The organism is Escherichia sp. MOD1-EC5189, from assembly GCF_002966045.1.
In the GTDB taxonomy this organism is placed as follows: Bacteria; Pseudomonadota; Gammaproteobacteria; order Enterobacterales; family Enterobacteriaceae; genus Escherichia; species Escherichia coli_F.
In genome coordinates this window covers 12,953-29,449 of sequence record NZ_PTRX01000024.1, presented here as the reverse complement: position 1 = coordinate 29,449, position 16,497 = coordinate 12,953, and the positions used below count along the sequence as shown (strand labels likewise).

At 48.7% G+C, this 16,497-nt stretch carries 18 protein-coding genes; 9 read left to right on the top strand and 9 right to left on the bottom strand.

The genetic code is table 11. The annotated features are described in order from the left end of the window. Positions 1 to 22 precede the first annotated feature (22 nt). Positions 23 to 313, top strand: a complete 291-nt coding sequence (gene lsrG / locus ATB02_RS18940; protein ID WP_105272080.1) for a (4S)-4-hydroxy-5-phosphonooxypentane-2,3-dione isomerase — start codon at positions 23 to 25, stop codon at positions 311 to 313. Positions 314 to 369: 56 nt separating this feature from the next. Then, positions 370 to 1,128, top strand: coding sequence for a trans-aconitate 2-methyltransferase (gene tam, locus ATB02_RS18935; RefSeq protein ID WP_105272079.1), 759 nt, complete (start codon positions 370 to 372; stop codon positions 1,126 to 1,128). A gap of 3 nt (positions 1,129 to 1,131) precedes the next feature. Here the strand turns inward: tam and ATB02_RS18930 are convergent, their stop codons facing one another. The 6 genes from ATB02_RS18930 to sad all read right to left on the bottom strand — a co-directional run bounded on the left by ATB02_RS18930 (position 1,132) and on the right by sad (position 8,215). After that, positions 1,132 to 2,046 (bottom strand): bestrophin family protein, encoded by a 915-nt coding sequence (locus ATB02_RS18930; protein WP_039021838.1) that lies wholly within the window; start codon positions 2,044 to 2,046, stop codon positions 1,132 to 1,134. A gap of 196 nt (positions 2,047 to 2,242) precedes the next feature. After that, entirely contained in the window at positions 2,243 to 3,694 is a 1,452-nt protein-coding gene (uxaB, locus tag ATB02_RS18920) for a tagaturonate reductase (protein ID WP_105272077.1), read from the bottom strand. Positions 3,695 to 3,920: 226 nt separating this feature from the next. Further along, on the bottom strand, positions 3,921 to 5,339 hold the full coding sequence (locus tag ATB02_RS18910; RefSeq protein WP_000558450.1) for a sensor domain-containing diguanylate cyclase: 1,419 nt from the start codon (positions 5,337 to 5,339) through the stop codon (positions 3,921 to 3,923). 138 nt (positions 5,340 to 5,477) lie between these two features. Continuing rightward, complete coding sequence (locus tag ATB02_RS18900) at positions 5,478 to 5,837, bottom strand: DUF4186 domain-containing protein (RefSeq protein ID WP_105272076.1); 360 nt, start codon at positions 5,835 to 5,837, stop codon at positions 5,478 to 5,480. Continuing rightward, positions 5,837 to 6,763, bottom strand: coding sequence for a glutaminase B (glsB, locus tag ATB02_RS18895; protein WP_000257402.1), 927 nt, complete (start codon positions 6,761 to 6,763; stop codon positions 5,837 to 5,839). Before glsB ends, ATB02_RS18900 begins: the two co-directional genes overlap by 1 nt. Before the next feature lie 63 nt (positions 6,764 to 6,826). After that, a complete protein-coding gene (gene sad, locus ATB02_RS18890) occupies positions 6,827 to 8,215 on the bottom strand; it encodes a succinate-semialdehyde dehydrogenase (protein ID WP_105272075.1) in 1,389 nt (462 codons plus the stop codon). Positions 8,216 to 8,315: 100 nt separating this feature from the next. Here sad and ptrR point away from each other — a divergent pair, with 100 nt between their 5' ends. The 3 genes from ptrR to ydeA all read left to right on the top strand — a co-directional run bounded on the left by ptrR (position 8,316) and on the right by ydeA (position 11,728). Continuing rightward, entirely contained in the window at positions 8,316 to 9,197 is an 882-nt protein-coding gene (ptrR, locus tag ATB02_RS18885; protein ID WP_105272074.1) for a putrescine utilization regulator PtrR, read from the top strand. A gap of 77 nt (positions 9,198 to 9,274) precedes the next feature. Further along, entirely contained in the window at positions 9,275 to 10,390 is a 1,116-nt protein-coding gene (yneK, locus tag ATB02_RS18880) for a putative protein YneK (RefSeq protein ID WP_105272073.1), read from the top strand. A 147-nt stretch (positions 10,391 to 10,537) separates the two neighbouring features. Further along, positions 10,538 to 11,728: an L-arabinose MFS transporter gene (gene ydeA, locus ATB02_RS18875; RefSeq protein ID WP_000210785.1), complete on the top strand. Its 1,191-nt coding sequence runs from the start codon at positions 10,538 to 10,540 to the stop codon at positions 11,726 to 11,728. A gap of 24 nt (positions 11,729 to 11,752) precedes the next feature. Here the strand turns inward: ydeA and marC are convergent, their stop codons facing one another. After that, the gene (marC, locus tag ATB02_RS18870) at positions 11,753 to 12,418 is read right to left on the bottom strand and encodes an NAAT family transporter MarC (protein ID WP_105272072.1); all 666 of its coding nucleotides are present in this window, start codon (positions 12,416 to 12,418) and stop codon (positions 11,753 to 11,755) included. Between the two features lie 211 nt (positions 12,419 to 12,629). Between marC and marR the strand changes: the two genes are divergently transcribed. Genes marR through marB form a run of 3 tightly spaced genes read left to right on the top strand, consistent with a single transcriptional unit; the run spans position 12,630 to position 13,718 of the window. Further along, complete coding sequence (gene marR / locus ATB02_RS18865) at positions 12,630 to 13,064, top strand: multiple antibiotic resistance transcriptional regulator MarR (RefSeq protein WP_000843424.1); 435 nt, start codon at positions 12,630 to 12,632, stop codon at positions 13,062 to 13,064. Between the two features lie 20 nt (positions 13,065 to 13,084). Beyond that, positions 13,085 to 13,468, top strand: coding sequence for an MDR efflux pump AcrAB transcriptional activator MarA (marA, locus tag ATB02_RS18860; protein ID WP_000091199.1), 384 nt, complete (start codon positions 13,085 to 13,087; stop codon positions 13,466 to 13,468). 31 nt (positions 13,469 to 13,499) lie between these two features. Further along, complete coding sequence (marB, locus tag ATB02_RS18855; protein ID WP_088541881.1) at positions 13,500 to 13,718, top strand: multiple antibiotic resistance protein MarB; 219 nt, start codon at positions 13,500 to 13,502, stop codon at positions 13,716 to 13,718. Positions 13,719 to 13,748: 30 nt separating this feature from the next. Here marB and eamA read toward each other — a convergent pair whose 3' ends face one another. Further along, positions 13,749 to 14,648: an O-acetylserine/cysteine exporter gene (eamA, locus tag ATB02_RS18850; protein ID WP_000087195.1), complete on the bottom strand. Its 900-nt coding sequence runs from the start codon at positions 14,646 to 14,648 to the stop codon at positions 13,749 to 13,751. Between the two features lie 194 nt (positions 14,649 to 14,842). Here eamA and ydeE point away from each other — a divergent pair, with 194 nt between their 5' ends. Then, the gene (gene ydeE, locus ATB02_RS18845) at positions 14,843 to 16,030 is read left to right on the top strand and encodes an efflux MFS transporter YdeE (protein WP_105272071.1); all 1,188 of its coding nucleotides are present in this window, start codon (positions 14,843 to 14,845) and stop codon (positions 16,028 to 16,030) included. A gap of 31 nt (positions 16,031 to 16,061) precedes the next feature. Here the strand turns inward: ydeE and ATB02_RS18840 are convergent, their stop codons facing one another. Beyond that, positions 16,062 to 16,460 (bottom strand): rhodanese-like domain-containing protein, encoded by a 399-nt coding sequence (locus ATB02_RS18840; protein WP_000559548.1) that lies wholly within the window; start codon positions 16,458 to 16,460, stop codon positions 16,062 to 16,064. Positions 16,461 to 16,497 lie beyond the last annotated feature (37 nt).

Below are 16,497 nucleotides of genomic sequence, written 5' to 3'. Positions count from 1 at the left end.
TGCGGATTTAAGGAGAAGAATTATGCACGTCACACTGGTTGAAATTAACGTTCATGAAGACAAGGTTGACGAGTTTATCGAGGTTTTTCGCCAGAATCATCTGGGCTCGATACAGGAAGAAGGCAATTTGCGCTTCGATGTTTTACAGGACCCGGAAGTGAATACGCGCTTTTATATCTACGAAGCCTATAAAGATGAAGACGCAGTGGCATTCCATAAAACCACGCCCCACTACAAAACCTGTGTCGCAAAACTGGAATCTTTAATGACCGGGCCGCGTAAAAAACGTCTGTTCAATGGATTGATGCCGTGAGGCGAATTTATCAGTTTTATCTACAATTGGGGTAACGCACTGACGGGAGTAAATAAATGTCTGACTGGAACCCCTCTTTATATCTGCACTTTGCCGCTGAACGATCGCGTCCGGCGGTGGAGCTGCTTGCCAGAGTGCCGCTGGAGAATATCAAATACGTTGCCGATCTTGGCTGTGGCCCAGGTAACAGCACCGCCCTGCTGCATCAACGTTGGCCTGCGGCCAGGATAACAGGCATCGACTCGTCTCCGGCGATGATTGCTGAAGCGCGCAGTGCTTTGCCAGACTGCCAGTTCGTGGAAGCAGACATCCGCAACTGGCAACCGGAACAGGCACTCGATCTGATTTTTGCTAATGCCTCGCTGCAATGGCTGCCCGACCATTACGAACTGTTCCCTCATCTGGTTTCGTTACTCAGTCCGCAGGGCGTGCTGGCGGTACAAATGCCGGATAACTGGCTGGAGCCTACCCATGTGCTCATGCGCGAAGTCGCCTGGGAACAAAACTACCCGGATCGCGGGCGTGAGCCGCTGGCTGGCGTTCATGCTTACTACGATATTTTGAGTGAAGCCGGATGCGAGGTCGATATCTGGCGAACCACTTACTATCACCAGATGCCGTCGCACCAGGCGATTATTGACTGGGTGACCGCCACTGGATTACGTCCGTGGTTACAGGATCTGACCGAGAGCGAACAGCAGCATTTTCTTACGCGCTACCATCAGATGCTGGAAGAGCAGTATCCACTGCAAGAGAACGGACAGATACTGCTGGCATTTCCGCGTCTGTTTATTGTTGCCCGGCGTACGGAGTAAATATTACGTCAGCTGGTAATGACGATCGGGAAGAATTTTTGCTGGAATTTCTGCTTCATCGTTCATCTGTAACAGGTCAATTTCAATAGCGTTGCAGATGGCATCCAGCGGTAAATCATTGTTTTCAGTACCGAACGGATCTTCCAGCTCTTCCGCCAGACAATCCAGCGAAATAAAAGTGTAGGAAATCAGCACAGAGATAAAAGGCGTCATGTAATGCAGATCCACAACCAGCGCGAACGGCAGCATGATACAAAACAGATAAACGGTACGATGCAAAATCAGGGTGTAGGCAAAGGGAATTGGCGTGTAGGCAATGCGCTCGCAGCCTGCCAGAACCGCTGAAATATCGTTAAGCCGATCGTTGAGGCTAATAAACAGGATATCTGAAAGCTGTCCATTGCGTCGCTGAACCGCCAACCACTCCCCCATTATCAACAAAATACGGTTAGCTGGAGTGTTTGAAGCCAGTACACGCTGAAGATCTTCAGTCTTGAGATAATGTGCCAGCACTTCCGCCTGTGGTTGTTTGCGTAATGTCATGCGTAAACAGTGGGCGAAGGCGATTTGCAGCCGGGCAAACTCCCTTACACTTGCCGAATCCGGCAATGTCGTTTTTACCTCACGCAGTAACGACCGAGAGGCAATCATCAACTGTCCCCAAAGTTTTCGCGCTTCAACATAACGGGCGTAACCGGCGTTATTACGAAAACCAAGAAAAATGGCGATGGCGACACCGAGAATGCTGAACGGTGCGAGGGTGAATTTGATTCCCAAATGCGTGTACCAGGGCAGCATGAAAATAACAGCGATAGAAAAGAGAAAATTGAGTAGTAAGCGCGAGGATATCTTGGATAATACTGAACCGTGCCAGACAAAAATACGGCGCAGCCAGTGTTGTTGTGGACGAACGATCATGGTTATCTTCAGGCGTGGAAAAGTCGCCCTATTAAACGTGATTACGATCACATTCTCAAGACACCACTTACAAATTATCTACAAACTTACAACATTAACAGGTGCTGCATGTGGCACCTGTTAATGATAAAGGTACATAGGATGTTGTAACTAATATAGTGAAATAAGAAACCCGGTCGAAACCGGGTTCAGAGTATTAGCACAACGGACGTACAGCTTCGCGCATTCCTTTTTCGAGAATCGCATCCAGGTCATTAGCAACCAGCTCGACCAGACCAGGCACTTGCGTCAGGTCCTGCTCCCAGTGGTCTTTTTCAGCCAACACAATAGCAACCAGTTCCTGGGTACCGATAACACCGTCACGATGCTGGCTCCAGAGTTGCTGATAACGTTCCAGCCAGTGCGCATCGTCCTGTACCGGATATGTTTCTCCATTACGCTCACCGCGATAGAACGCAATCAATGCCGCTAATGCGAAAGTAAGGCGCGCCGGAAGTGTGCCGTTTGCCTTCTGCCCTGCCAGCAGCTGCGGCAGGATACGGGTGCGGAACTTGGTCATACCGTTAAGCGCGATAGACAGCAGCTGATGCTTGATGTACGGATTACGGAAACGTCCGGTGACTGCACTGGCGAAAGATTCCAGTTCATCACGAGGCAAATCCAGTACCGGAATAATCTCTTCGTAGATGGCTTTTTCAACGAATGCGCAAATTTCAGCATCGTTCATCGCTTCACCTACGGTATCCAGTCCTGCCTGGAACGCCACCGGCACCAGTGCGGTGTGTGCACCGTTGAGGATTGCCACTTTGCGCTCTTTATACGGTTTAATATCGTCAACAATCAGCACGTTGAGTGGATATTTGTCCAGACGCAGCTCAGTCGCTAAGGATTTCGGCCCCTGAATCACAAACAGGTAAAAGTGTTCAGCGGTGTCGAGGAAACCATCGTGATAACCCAGTTCTTCTTCCAGTTTAGCCACTTCATCACGCGGATAACCGGTAACGATACGGTCCACCAGCGTAGAACAGAAGCTGTTAGCCTGATCCAGCCATTGAATAAATGCTTCTGGTAGTGCCCACTCTTGCGCGTAGCGCAGCACCAGTTCACGCAGTGCATCGCCGTTATAGTCGATCAGTTCACATGGGATGATGATCCAACCTTTATCCTGCGCTCCGTTGAAATGGCTAAAACGTTCGAACAGCAGACGGGTCAGTTTTGCCGGATAACTTACCGCTGGCGCGTCATCGAATTTATCGCCCGCATGGTAGCTGATACCCGCTTCGGTGGTGTTAGAGAAAACAAAGCGCATTTCCGGGTTGTGCGCCAGTTTCAGGAATTCATCGTATTCACTGTAGACGCTGATTTCACGATTAACCGAGCGAATCAGACGCGCGTCGCTGACCGCCTCCCCCTTCTCATTCAAACCACGGATAATGGTGGTGTACAGACCATCCTGCGTGCTCAATGACGGCGGGAATGAAGTTTCAATCGGACGAACAACGACCACGCCAGAATTCAGATCGGTGTGCTCATTCAGGAGATCGATTTGCCAGTCAACAAAGGCGCGCAGGAAGTTACCTTCACCAAACTGAATGATACGTTCTGGATACTGTGCACCGGGAAAATCGCGACGATTTAGTGTTTTCACAATGGGTTCCCTTCTGATTAGTCATACAACCTGTTTGAATTGGTACGACAGGTTAGCAAACTTTAATACGCCGAACCCCTGTTTTGATCAACTCCTGATGATTAATGAGCAGTTTTATGAGAAAAGTGTGGCGCGGATCATGGTTTAATCGAGGAAATACGCCTTTTCTTGGAACATAAAGTGGTAGAACACATTGCATTTAAAACGCTCTGAATGAATAAAGATGTCAGACAACTTCCTCACCGTAACGCATAGTGCTGGTACGGTTGCGCCCATCTTTCTTCGAGCGATACAGACATGTATCGGCTTCGACCATCAATTTATTAAAGTCATCGGTCAGCGTTCGGTACGATGCGCAACCACTACCGACGCCAATACTTACCGTGAGATAAAGCGTTTTTTGTTGCCAAGTGAACGGTTGCAGTTCAACGCCTTTACGGATTTTTTCCGCCATTAGCAGACCATCGACAGGATTCACCGATGGCACTGCAACAGCAAATTCTTCGCCGCCCATTCGCGCCACCAGCCCCTTATCACCGACAATCTTCTGAATATGCTGGGCAAACACGCTTAACACTTTATCGCCACATTCATGTCCATAGTTATCGTTAATGCTTTTGAAATAGTCGATATCAAGCAGCATGACAGTCAGATGTTGTGTCTGTTTCAGCGATGGACTTTTCAGCGCCTCATAAAGACCAGACCGTGAGTAAACCTGAGTCAGAAAATCAAAGTCGGCTCGCAGCGCAACTTGCTTCATTAGCGAATTGATCGCTGCCACGCTAAAAGAAACCATAATTGGGCATATCGCCATCGTGGCAATACCGAGACGTGCGGAGAACATTTGCGGAATGGAGAACGGCGAACCGACCGAGATATCAATCACCGAATTTGCCACCAGTACGATTTCCACCGCACCGGTGACAAAGGTCAACAGACATGTTACCTGCGGCGTATAGCGCACTGCACACCAGATTAATGCAGGCAGCGGGAACGCCAGACTCCCCGCTCCGCCAATGACTACCGAGGCAATAACCGACACAATGAGCGCGATAGCGGGCATCATCTGTTCTGCTTTAAAGCGCGGCAGCACTCCAGGAATTGCCAACGTCAGCATACAAGGCACGATCAACACGCCCGTTGAGAATTGCTCACTGAACCAGTCGGCAAGCAAAGGCCAGAAATCCAGACTATCAATACTGACCGAACCAATCGCCCCGACAATAGCGCATAATAATGCGGCAATCAGACAGTAATTAAATAGCCGTAAGGCACTTACTGGCTCGTACTTATTTTTCCCCAGACGCTTATCCCGCGCGACCAGTAAGGCGACGGTAACAATAAACATCATATTGGAGAAATTGATAGCCAGTGAAACCAGCCCCCATTCGGTGGTTATGGCATCATAAACCAGCATTGCCACATAACTGATCGCATAGTAATGCAGTCGATTAAGCCAGACATAGCGGGCAAACACCCCCGCCATTACGCCATTCAGCGGCCAGAAAAGAGAAAGTTCGTGAACCAGCCGTAACTCTGCACCAATAAAATAGAACAGCGTGGTTAGCACAAAAATAGCGATGCTATTACGTAGCAGATGACCTTCCTGGAACAAACGGAAAGTTGAAATGGGCTGTACATGCATTAATTATCTGTCCATACAATTGCGGGTGGCAATTATCTCAACGTAATAAGTAAATTCTCATAAAGGATAGCATGTTCGCTGACAGCGGCGGCAAATAAAGATATCCTGGGAATGCTATTTTATCGTTTTCCGCAATTATCATGGCTGATTCATCTGTATAACCAACCAGTGATAGATTACCGACACGATATAACGTTGTTGTTCCTCGCTTAACGAAACACCCTGCGGAATGTTATGCCACTTAGCCAGACAACCGCGACAACAGGTTGCAGTGGCGTGCTGAGCGATAAACACCGGATGCCCGCGCATGGGGGTTTGCTTACCGTCGTTAGCCGGTAATGCCGGAGCAAGACGTTTAGAGACAAAATCCGCCGCATGTTGTTCGATGACTAGCGCGCCTTTCTCCAGACAATACTGACGCTCTTTCACACCCAAACGAAAGCGAGAGCGAAATTTTGAACGGGATAAACGCGCGAAGAGTGGATCGAGAGACTGCATTAATAAACCGAACGCCCTAATTGTTTCGTCAATTGTTCAAGGACAGCAATGCCCGCAAGCGAGTTACCGGCATCATCCAGTTCCGGACTCCAGACAGCGATGGCCATTTCATGCGGAACAATCGCCACAATACCGCCGCCGACGCCAGATTTCGCTGGTAGTCCCACCCGCCAGGCAAACTCCCCCGCGTTCTGGTACATACCACTGGTCGCCATCAGTGCGTTAATTTGCCGCGCCTGCATTGGCGTCACCACAGGTTCATCAATATGAATAGCTTTCCCCTGATTAGCCAGAAAGACAAACGTCCGGGCCAGCTCTATACAGCTCATTTTCAGAGCGCAGTAATGAAAGTAGTTTTGCAGAACGGTTGTCACGTCATGATGGAAATTGCCAAACGACTTCATCAGCCAGGCGATAGCCGCATTTCGCGCGGAGTGTTCAAATTCGGAACGCGCTACAACCGTATCGTAGGAAATATCAGACACACCGCTTAAGCCGCGCACGACTTCCAGCATACGTTGCCGAGGAGCGCTTAATCGCCCTTGCAACATATCGCAGACCACCAGCGCACCGGCATTAATAAACGGATTACGCGGAATACCCTGCTCCATTTCGAGTTGCACTAAAGAATTGAACGGTGATCCAGACGGATCTTTGCCGACGCGTTGCCAGATTTCCTCTTCGGAGTAATGACGCATGGCGACAACGAGACTCAGCACTTTGGAAATAGACTGAATGGAAAAACGTTCTTGCGCGTCTCCGGCCTGAAAAAGCTGTCCGTCAACGGTACAGATAGCTATGCCCAGTCGGGAACCATCAACCGTAGCCAACGCCGGAATATAATCCGCGACTTTACCCTGACCAATGAGCGGCCGCACTTGCCGCAAGATGTTTTCTAAAATTGCATTATCCATGGCGACTGCCACTTTCTACTCCTGGACCGCAGGTCTGAAAAGACCTGCGAGTATATCAGAGCTGAATATGTAGCGTCAGATCCGGTCTTTCCACACCGTCTGGATATTACAGAACTCATGTAAACCGAAATGGGAAAGTTCACGACCAAAGCCACTCTTCTTCACGCCACCAAAGGCGACTCGCGCATCACTGGCACAATAACCATTGATAAACACGCCACCGCATTCCAGACGTGCCGCCATCTGTCTGGCCCGTGTTTCGTCGGTGGTGAAAATGGTCGCTGAAAGGCCGAACTCGCTATCATTAGCCAGTTCCAACGCATGTTCTGCATCCTTTGCAATAGTGATTGCCGCAACGGGGCCAAACATCTCTTCCCGAAATGCAGTCATTTCTGGGGTAACATTCGCCAGAACCGTCGGCGGATAGTAGTTACCTGCCCCAGCCATCTTTTCCCCGCCCAGTAACAAACGCGCGCCCTGCGCCAGGGTTTTTTCCACCTGATGATGCAGCTCATCACGTAAATCAAAACGAGCCATTGGTCCGAGATCGTTCTCTTCATCACGTGGATCGCCCATTTTCAAGGCTGCCGCAGCTGCTACAAAACGTTCAGTAAATGCCGAAGCAATTCCCTCTTCGATGATAAAGCGTTTTGCCGCCGCACAAACCTGTCCAGTATTCTGATAACGTCCGACTACCGCCGCTTTCACCGCAAGTTCCAGATCGGCATCGTTAAGCACAATAAACGGATCCGAACCGCCCAGTTCCAGTACACATTTTTTCAGTGCCGCTCCAGCCTGTGCGCCAATAACTGCTCCCGCACGAACACTTCCGGTCACCGTGACTGCAGCAATGCGCGAATCTTTAATCATCTGACTCACACCGTCATTGTCGGCATTCAGCCAGCCATATACGCCTTGCGGGATCCCCGCATCTTTAAACACCTGGGCAATGAGCTGTGCACAGCCCATCACATTCGGCGCATGTTTAAGTAAGTAGCCGTTACCTGCAAGAATGATGGGAACAGCGCCACGCATCACCTGCCATAACGGAAAATTCCACGGCATAATTGCCAGAATCGTCCCCAACGGTCGATACTCAATAACCGCCTGCTGATTTTCCACCAGCGTAGGTTCCGCCTTCAGCATCGCCGGACCATGTTCTGCATACCAGTCACACAAATTCGCCGATTTCGCCACTTCAGCACGCGCCTGGTTGATCGGTTTGCCCATTTCACGGGTGATCATTTGCGCCATTTCTTCGCTACGGGCGCGCAGAGCCTTACCGATATCACGCAGTTTTTCAGCACGATAATCTATATTTGTCTCGCGCCAGTCGCGAAAGCCTGCTGCCGCCAGCTGAAGTGCGTTTTCTATATCGTCAGCGCCAGCCCACGGCAGCACAGAAAGTTGTTCACCAGTGGCAGGATTTATCGAAATTGCATGGGTTGCCGGAGTAATGGTCATCGGGGTATCTCCTTTATGGGTTATGGTAAAAAGATACGCAGATTTACTCTTGCTTGAAAATGAATAATATTAAGCCACTTATTCACGAATTGAGAATGCCATGGATCTGACCCAACTGGAGATGTTCAACGCGGTTGCCGAAGCTGGCAGCATTACCCAGGCTGCAGCAAAAGTGCATCGCGTCCCGTCGAATCTCACTACCCGTCTACGCCAGCTGGAAACAGAACTGGGGGTTGATCTGTTTATTCGCGAGAATCAGCGTTTACGTCTCTCGCCTGCCGGGCATAACTTTTTACGCTATAGCCAACAAATTCTCGCGTTAGTGGATGAAGCGCGGAGCGTTGTCGCTGGCGATGAGCCGCAAGGTTTATTTTCTCTTGGTTCGCTGGAAAGCACCGCTGCAGTGCGCATTCCGGCCACGCTGGCGGAATTTAACCGTCGTTATCCCAAAATTCAGTTTTCACTTTCCACCGGCCCTTCCGGCACTATGCTGGAAGGGGTGCTGGAGGGAAAACTGAATGCGGCGTTTATTGATGGGCCCATTAACCATACTGCCATTGACGGGATACCGGTGTACCGCGAGGAGTTGATGATTGTCACGCCACAAGGACATGCACCAGTAACCCGCGCCAGTCAGGTTAATGGCTGTAACATTTATGCATTCCGTGCCAATTGTTCATATCGTCGCCACTTTGAAAGCTGGTTTCATGCCGACGGTGCAGCGCCGGGGACCATCCATGAAATGGAGTCGTATCACGGTATGTTAGCCTGTGTGGTTGCGGGTGCGGGCATTGCACTTATCCCACGCTCAATGCTGGAAAGTATGCCGGGGCATCACCAGGTTGAAGCGTGGCCGTTGGCTGAGCAATGGCGTTGGTTAACAACCTGGCTGGTCTGGCGTCGCGGTGCGAAAACGCGTCCTCTTGAAGCGTTTATTCAACTGCTCGATGTGCCTGACTCAGCAAAACAGTCTTCCCAATGAGCTATTTTTGATAGTTCTTGCAGCTCATATGCTCTATATAGTGATGTTCCGATGACTTATGACTATATGGGGCAAATATGGTTACGCCAGTAAGCATCAGCAATTTCATCTCACTTCCTGATGATTTTCCCGTTCGCAATATTGCACCTCAGGTAAAAGAAGTTTTGAAGGATTTTATTGACGCGCTCAGCATTATAATATGTGATGAGGAGTGGCGTACGTCTTTAAACATCAATTCAAACACCAAAAAGATATTCAATAATCTTGATAACCTATCTTATATACAGAGGACAACTTTCCGAGATAACGACACGCTATACAATGAAAAGGTTCAATTTAAACTCACTTATCCTGTTAAGAATGGAAGACATAAAGAAAACATTGAATTTCAGGTAGTAATAAATTTAAGCCCTATTTATTTAGATGATTTTCGCCACGATGGGGAAATTAATATTTATTGTGCTCCCGACCCAAAGCCTGTCACTATGGGTCGGGCCTTTCAGACCGGCGTCGAGCGTGTGCTCTTTCTGTTTCTTAATGACTTTATTGAACAATTTCCAATGATCAGCCCCGGCGTCCCCATCAAAAGGTCTCATACTCCACATATTGAACCTCTTCCTCCTGAGCATCATACCGCTGCAGATTACTTACGTCAGTTTGATTTGTTCGTACTGAACTTTATCTCTCGTGGTAATTTTGTCATACTCCCCCGACTATGGAATAAGCCGCAGGTCCACAGGTGGTTCGCGAATAAAAACCCAAACTTAATCACCGCCATCTACGACATAAAGGATAGCCCATTAAAAGAGGAGTTATTACAAAACCTCATGGATTCATTAGGTTCTAACAAACAAGTACTACCTGAAGTTTGTATCTGCTTTTTATCGCTTTTATCAAACAAAGAAATACCTCACTTTCAGAGTCTATTCTTATTTTTTACAAATATGTTATTGCACTTTCAAATTTTTATGAAACCTAATGAAAATGACCTGAATGATGTGTTGATACCGGCATTATTAAGTGAAGATAAAAGTATCCATCGTATGGCACGCAAGATTTTAAAACTTTTTGTAAAAAATGAAATTCCGCCCAAAATTAGTAACGAAGAACTACTGGACAACAGGCCTCGTTCCCCTGTGAGGCCACCTTTACCATCAGCCACCAAAACGCCAGACCTTCCTGATCGTCATTAAAATGTGATGTTAACAACTCTCTGACGCGTGACAGAACAACCGTCAGAGAGATGGAAACGCGATCCAGATCACAAATGCATTGTATTCACATCATTAACCGTTTTAAGATCATTTCATTACTTTTCGCAACTCACCCGATAATCTGTTATGACAACAAACACTGTTTCCCGCAAAGTGGCGTGGCTACGGGTAGTTACGCTAGCAGTCGCCGCTTTCATCTTCAATACTACCGAATTTGTCCCTGTTGGCCTGCTTTCTGACATCGCACAAAGTTTCCATATGCAAACCGCTCAAGTCGGTATCATGTTAACCATTTATGCATGGGTAGTGGCGCTAATGTCATTGCCTTTTATGCTAATGACAAGCCAGGTTGAACGCCGCAAATTACTGATCTGCCTGTTTGTGGTGTTTATTGCCAGCCATGTACTGTCTTTTTTGTCGTGGAGCTTTACCGTTCTGGTGATCAGTCGCATTGGTGTAGCTTTTGCACATGCGATTTTCTGGTCGATTACGGCGTCTCTGGCGATCCGTATGGCTCCGGCCGGAAAGCGAGCACAGGCATTGAGTTTAATTGCCACCGGTACAGCTCTGGCGATGGTATTAGGTTTACCTCTCGGGCGCATTGTGGGGCAGTATTTCGGTTGGCGTATGACCTTCTTCGCGATCGGTATCGGGGCGTTTATTACCCTTTTGTGCCTGATTAAGTTACTTCCCTTACTCCCCAGCGAGCATTCAGGGTCGTTGAAAAGCCTTCCGCTATTGTTCCGCCGCCCGGCATTGATGAGCATTTATTTGTTAACTGTGGTGGTTGTCACCGCCCATTACACGGCATACAGCTATATCGAGCCTTTTGTGCAAAACATTGCGGGATTCAGCGCCAACTTTGCCACGGCATTACTGTTATTACTCGGTGGTGCGGGCATTATTGGCAGCGTGATTTTCGGTAAACTGGGTAATCAGTATGCGTCTGCGTTGGTGAGTACGGCGATTGCGCTGTTGCTGGTGTGCCTCGCACTGCTGCTACCTGCGGCGAACAGTGAAATACACCTCGGGGTGCTGAGTATTTTCTGGGGGATCGCGATGATGATCATCGGGCTTGGTATGCAGGTTAAAGTGCTGGCGCTGGCACCAGATGCCACCGACGTCGCGATGGCGCTATTCTCGGGAATATTTAATATTGGAATCGGCGCTGGCGCGTTGGTAGGTAATCAGGTCAGTCTGCACTGGTCAATGTCGATGATTGGTTATGTGGGCGCGGTGCCTGCTTTTGCCGCGTTAATATGGTCAATCATCATTTTTCGCCGCTGGCCAGTGACACTCGAAGAACAGACGCAATAGTTGAAAGGCCCATTCGGGCCTTTTTTAATGATACGTTTTAATGATTTCCAGGATGCCGTTAATAATAAACTGCACACCCATACATACCAGCAGGAATCCCATCAGACGGGAGATCGCTTCAATTCCCCCCTTGCCCACCAGCCGCATAATTGCGCCAGAGCTGCGTAGACTTCCCCACAAAATAACCGCCACCAGGAAAAAGATCAGCGGCGGCGCAGCCATCAGTACCCAATCAGCGAAGGTTGAACTCTGACGCACAGTGGACGCCGAGCTAATAATCATCGCAATGGTTCCCGGACCGGCGGTACTAGGCATTGCCAGAGGTACAAAGGCAATATTGGCGCTGGGTTCATCTTCCAGCTCTTCCGACTTGCTTTTCGCTTCCGGTGAATCAATCGCTTTCTGTTGCGGAAAGAGCATCCGAAAACCGATAAACGCGACGATTAAGCCGCCTGCAATTCGCAGACCGGGAATCGAAATGCCAAATGTATCCATCACCAGTTGCCCGGCGTAATACGCCCCCATCATGATGGCAAAGACGTACACCGAGGCCATCAACGACTGACGATTACGTTCGGCACTGTTCATGTTGCCTGCCAGACCAAGAAATAACGCGACAGTTGTTAATGGGTTAGCTAACGGCAGTAACACCACCAGCCCCAGGCCTATTGCTTTAAACAAATCTAACATTAGTGGTTGTTATCCTGTGTATCTGGGTTATCAGCGAAAAGTATAAGGGGTAAACAACGATAAAGTGTCACTCTTTAGCTAGCCTTGCATCGCATTGACCAAAACTTGAACCGATTTAGCAAAACGTGGCATCGGTCAATTCATTCATTTGACTTATACTTGCCTGGGCAATATTATCCCCTGCAACTAATTACTTGCCAGGGCAACTAATGTGAAAAGTACCAGCGATCTGTTCAATGAAATTATTCCATTGGGTCGCTTAATCCATATGGTTAATCAGAAGAAAGATCGCCTGCTTAACGAGTATCTGTCTCCGCTGGATATTACCGCGGCACAGTTTAAGGTGCTCTGCTCTATCCGCTGCGCGTCGTGTATTACTCCGGTTGAACTGAAAAAAGTGTTGTCGGTCGACCTGGGAGCGCTGACCCGTATGCTGGATCGCCTGGTTTGTAAAGGCTGGGTGGAAAGGTTGCCGAACCCGAATGATAAGCGCGGCGTACTGGTAAAACTTACCACCAGCGGCGCGGCAATATGTGAACAATGCCATCAATTAGTTGGCCAGGACCTGCATCAAGAATTAACAAAAAACCTGACGGCGGACGAAGTGGCAACACTTGAGCATTTGCTTAAGAAAGTCCTGCCGTAAACAAAAAAAGAGGTATGACGATGTCCAGACGCAATACTGACGCTATTACCATTCATAGCATTTTGGACTGGATCGAGGATAACCTGGAATCGCCACTGTCACTGGAGAAAGTGTCAGAGCGTTCGGGTTACTCCAAATGGCACCTGCAACGGATGTTTAAAAAAGAAACCGGTCATTCATTAGGCCAATACATCCGCAGCCGTAAGATGACGGAAATCGCGCAAAAGCTGAAGGAAAGTAACGAGCCGATACTCTATCTGGCAGAACGATATGGCTTCGAGTCGCAACAAACTCTGACCCGAACCTTCAAAAATTACTTTGATGTTCCGCCACATAAATACCGGATGACCAATATGCAGGGCGAATCGCGCTTTTTACATCCATTAAATCATTACAACAGCTAGTTGATAACGTGACAACGTCACTGAGGCAATCATGAAACCACTTTTATCCGCAATGGTAACTGCGCTTATTCTCTTCTCCGCGCAGAGCTTTGCGGAACAAACCACGCAGCCGGTTGTTACTTCCTGTGCCAATGTCGTGGTTGTTCCCCCATCGCAGGAACAACCACCGTTTGATTTAAATCACATGGGTACTGGCAGTGATAAGTCGGATGCGCTCGGCGTGCCCTATTATAATCAACACGCTATGTAATTTATTCTGGCCCCGACATCTCGGGGCCTTTTAGCCTCTCACTTTCACGGCTTTACGCCACCGCAAGCCAAATACATTGATATACAGCCCGGTCATAATGAGCACCGCACCGAAAAATTGCAGACCCGTTAAGCGTTCATCCAGCAATAGTGCCGCACTTGCCAGTCCTACTACGGGCACCAGTAACGATAACGGTGCAACCCGCCAGGTTTCATAGCGTCCCAGTAACGTCCCCCAGATCCCATAACCAACAATTGTCGCCACAAACGCCAGATACATCAGAGACAAGATGGTGGTCATATCGATAGTGACCAGACTGTGAATCATGGTTGCGGAACCATCGAGAATCAGCGAGGCAACAAAGAAAGGAATGATCGGGATTAATGCGCTCCAGATGACCAGCGACATCACTGCCGGACGCGTTGAGTGTGACATTATTTTTTTATTGAAGATATTGCCGCACGCCCAACTAAATGCTGCCGCCAGGGTCAACATAAAGCCGAGCATCGCCACATGCTGACCGTTAAAACTATCTTCGATTAACACCAGTACGCCAAAAATCGCTAACGCGATCCCCGCCAGTTGCTTACCGTGCAGCCGTTCGCCAAAAGTAAACGCACCGAGCACAATAGTAAAAAACGCCTGAGCCTGTAATACCAGTGAGGCCAGCCCAGCAGGCATACCAAAGTTAATGGCACAGAACAGAAAGGCAAACTGCGCAAAACTGATGGTTAATCCATACCCCAGCAGCAAATTCAGTGGTACTTTCGGTCGTGCGACAAAAAAGATGGCCGGAAAAGCGACCAGCATAAAGCGCAAACCGGCCAGCATCAGCGGTGGCATGTTATGAAGCCCCACTTTGATGACCACAAAATTTAGCCCCCATACGACCACTACCAGTAGAGCCAACACCCCATCTTTTCGCGACATTCTACCGCCTCTGAATTTCATCTTTTGTAAGCAATCAACTTAGCTGAATTTACTTTTCTTTAACAGTTGATTCGTTAGTCGCCGGTTACGACGGCATTAATGCGCAAATAAGTCGCTATACTTCGGATTTTTGCCATGCTATTTCTTTACATCTCTAAAACAAAACATAACGAAACGCACTGCCGGACAGACAAATGAACTTATCCCTACGACGCTCTACCAGCGCCCTTCTTGCCTCGTCGTTGTTATTAACCATCGGACGCGGCGCTACGCTGCCGTTTATGACCATTTACTTGAGTCGCCAGTACAGCCTGAGTGTCGATCTCATTGGTTATGCGATGACAATTGCGCTCACTATTGGCGTCGTTTTTAGCCTCGGTTTTGGTATCCTGGCGGATAAGTTCGACAAGAAACGCTATATGTTACTGTCAATTACCGCCTTCGCTAGCGGTTTTATTGCCATTCCTTTAGTGAATAACGTGACGCTAGTGGTGCTCTTTTTTGCCCTTATTAACTGCGCCTACTCCGTTTTTGCTACCGTGCTGAAAGCCTGGTTTGCCGACAATCTTTCGTCCACCAGCAAAACGAAGATTTTCTCAATCAACTACACCATGCTCAACATTGGCTGGACCATCGGTCCGCCGCTCGGCACGCTGTTGGTGATGCAGAGCATCAATCTGCCCTTTTGGCTGGCAGCTATCTGTTCCGCGTTTCCCATGCTTTTCATTCAAATTTGGGTAAAGCGCAGCGAGAAAATCATCGCCACGGAAACAGGCAGTGTCTGGTCGCCGAAAGTTTTATTACAAGATAAAGCACTGTTGTGGTTTACCTGCTCTGGTTTTCTGGCTTCTTTTGTTAGCGGCGCATTTGCTTCATGCATTTCACAATATGTGATGGTGATTGCTGATGGGGATTTTGCCGAAAAGGTGGTCGCGGTTGTTCTTCCGGTTAATGCTGCGATGGTGGTTACGTTGCAGTATTCCGTGGGCCGCCGCCTTAATCCGGCTAACATTCGCGCGCTAATGACGGCGGGCACCCTTTGTTTTGTCATCGGTCTGGTCGGTTTTATCTTTTCCGGCAACAGCCTGCTATTTTGGGGAATTTCAGCTGCAGTATTTACAGTTGGTGAAATCATTTTTGCGCCAGGCGAGTATATGTTGATTGACCATATTGCGCCGCCAGGAATGAAAGCCAGCTATTTTTCCGCCCAGTCACTGGGCTGGCTTGGCGCAGCAGTTAATCCATTAGTCAGCGGAGTGGTGCTCACGAACATGCCCCCTTCCACGTTGTTTATCATCCTGGCGATGGTAATCATTGCCGCGTGGGTGTTAATGCTGAAAGGCATTCGTGCAAAATCCTGGGGGCCGCCTGTGGCATGTTGATGGGCGTGCCTCACTGCCACGGCTTTACTCATTATTTTCCTGTTGCAAAGGCGTAGCCTTCATCTTCCCAGCCGGTGATCCCGCCGAGCATGATTTTAACTGGCCTTCCTAGCTGGGCCAGTTTGAGTGCCGCCCGGTCTGCTCCATTACAATGTGGTCCCGCGCAATACACCACAAACAGAGTATCTTTCGACCATTGAGCCATTCTCTCTGAGGTCATTTGCTTATGGGGCAAATGAATCGCGCCGGGAATATGCCTGCGGGCGAAGTTTTCTTCACACCCAACCACATGCAATAAAACGAAGTCATCACCAACGTACGCCAGAGAGTCATGAACATCGGCACAATCTGTTTCAAGACTCAGGCGTATGAGAAAATGCGCTTCGGCAATGTCCGGCGTCGCGGCTGTAAATTCAGTGACATAATGCATAGTGCTTTTTCCTATTGGTTTATTGTGTTAACAATAA

Bases quoted from the DNA above. Each gene is read 5' to 3' on its own strand.
- lsrG (WP_105272080.1), top strand. From the start codon at position 23: ATGCACGTCACACTGGTTGAAATTAACGTTCATGAAGACAAGGTTGAC.
- tam (WP_105272079.1), top strand. From the start codon at position 370: ATGTCTGACTGGAACCCCTCTTTATATCTGCACTTTGCCGCTGAACGA.
- ATB02_RS18930 (WP_039021838.1), bottom strand. From the start codon at position 2,046: ATGATCGTTCGTCCACAACAACACTGGCTGCGCCGTATTTTTGTCTGG.
- ATB02_RS18910 (WP_000558450.1), bottom strand. From the start codon at position 5,339: ATGCATGTACAGCCCATTTCAACTTTCCGTTTGTTCCAGGAAGGTCAT.
- ATB02_RS18900 (WP_105272076.1), bottom strand. From the start codon at position 5,837: ATGCAGTCTCTCGATCCACTCTTCGCGCGTTTATCCCGTTCAAAATTT.
- sad (WP_105272075.1), bottom strand. From the start codon at position 8,215: ATGACCATTACTCCGGCAACCCATGCAATTTCGATAAATCCTGCCACT.
- ptrR (WP_105272074.1), top strand. From the start codon at position 8,316: ATGGATCTGACCCAACTGGAGATGTTCAACGCGGTTGCCGAAGCTGGC.
- yneK (WP_105272073.1), top strand. From the start codon at position 9,275: ATGGTTACGCCAGTAAGCATCAGCAATTTCATCTCACTTCCTGATGAT.
- ydeA (WP_000210785.1), top strand. From the start codon at position 10,538: ATGACAACAAACACTGTTTCCCGCAAAGTGGCGTGGCTACGGGTAGTT.
- marC (WP_105272072.1), bottom strand. From the start codon at position 12,418: ATGTTAGATTTGTTTAAAGCAATAGGCCTGGGGCTGGTGGTGTTACTG.
- marA (WP_000091199.1), top strand. From the start codon at position 13,085: ATGTCCAGACGCAATACTGACGCTATTACCATTCATAGCATTTTGGAC.
- marB (WP_088541881.1), top strand. From the start codon at position 13,500: ATGAAACCACTTTTATCCGCAATGGTAACTGCGCTTATTCTCTTCTCC.
- eamA (WP_000087195.1), bottom strand. From the start codon at position 14,648: ATGTCGCGAAAAGATGGGGTGTTGGCTCTACTGGTAGTGGTCGTATGG.
- ydeE (WP_105272071.1), top strand. From the start codon at position 14,843: ATGAACTTATCCCTACGACGCTCTACCAGCGCCCTTCTTGCCTCGTCG.
- ATB02_RS18840 (WP_000559548.1), bottom strand. From the start codon at position 16,460: ATGCATTATGTCACTGAATTTACAGCCGCGACGCCGGACATTGCCGAA.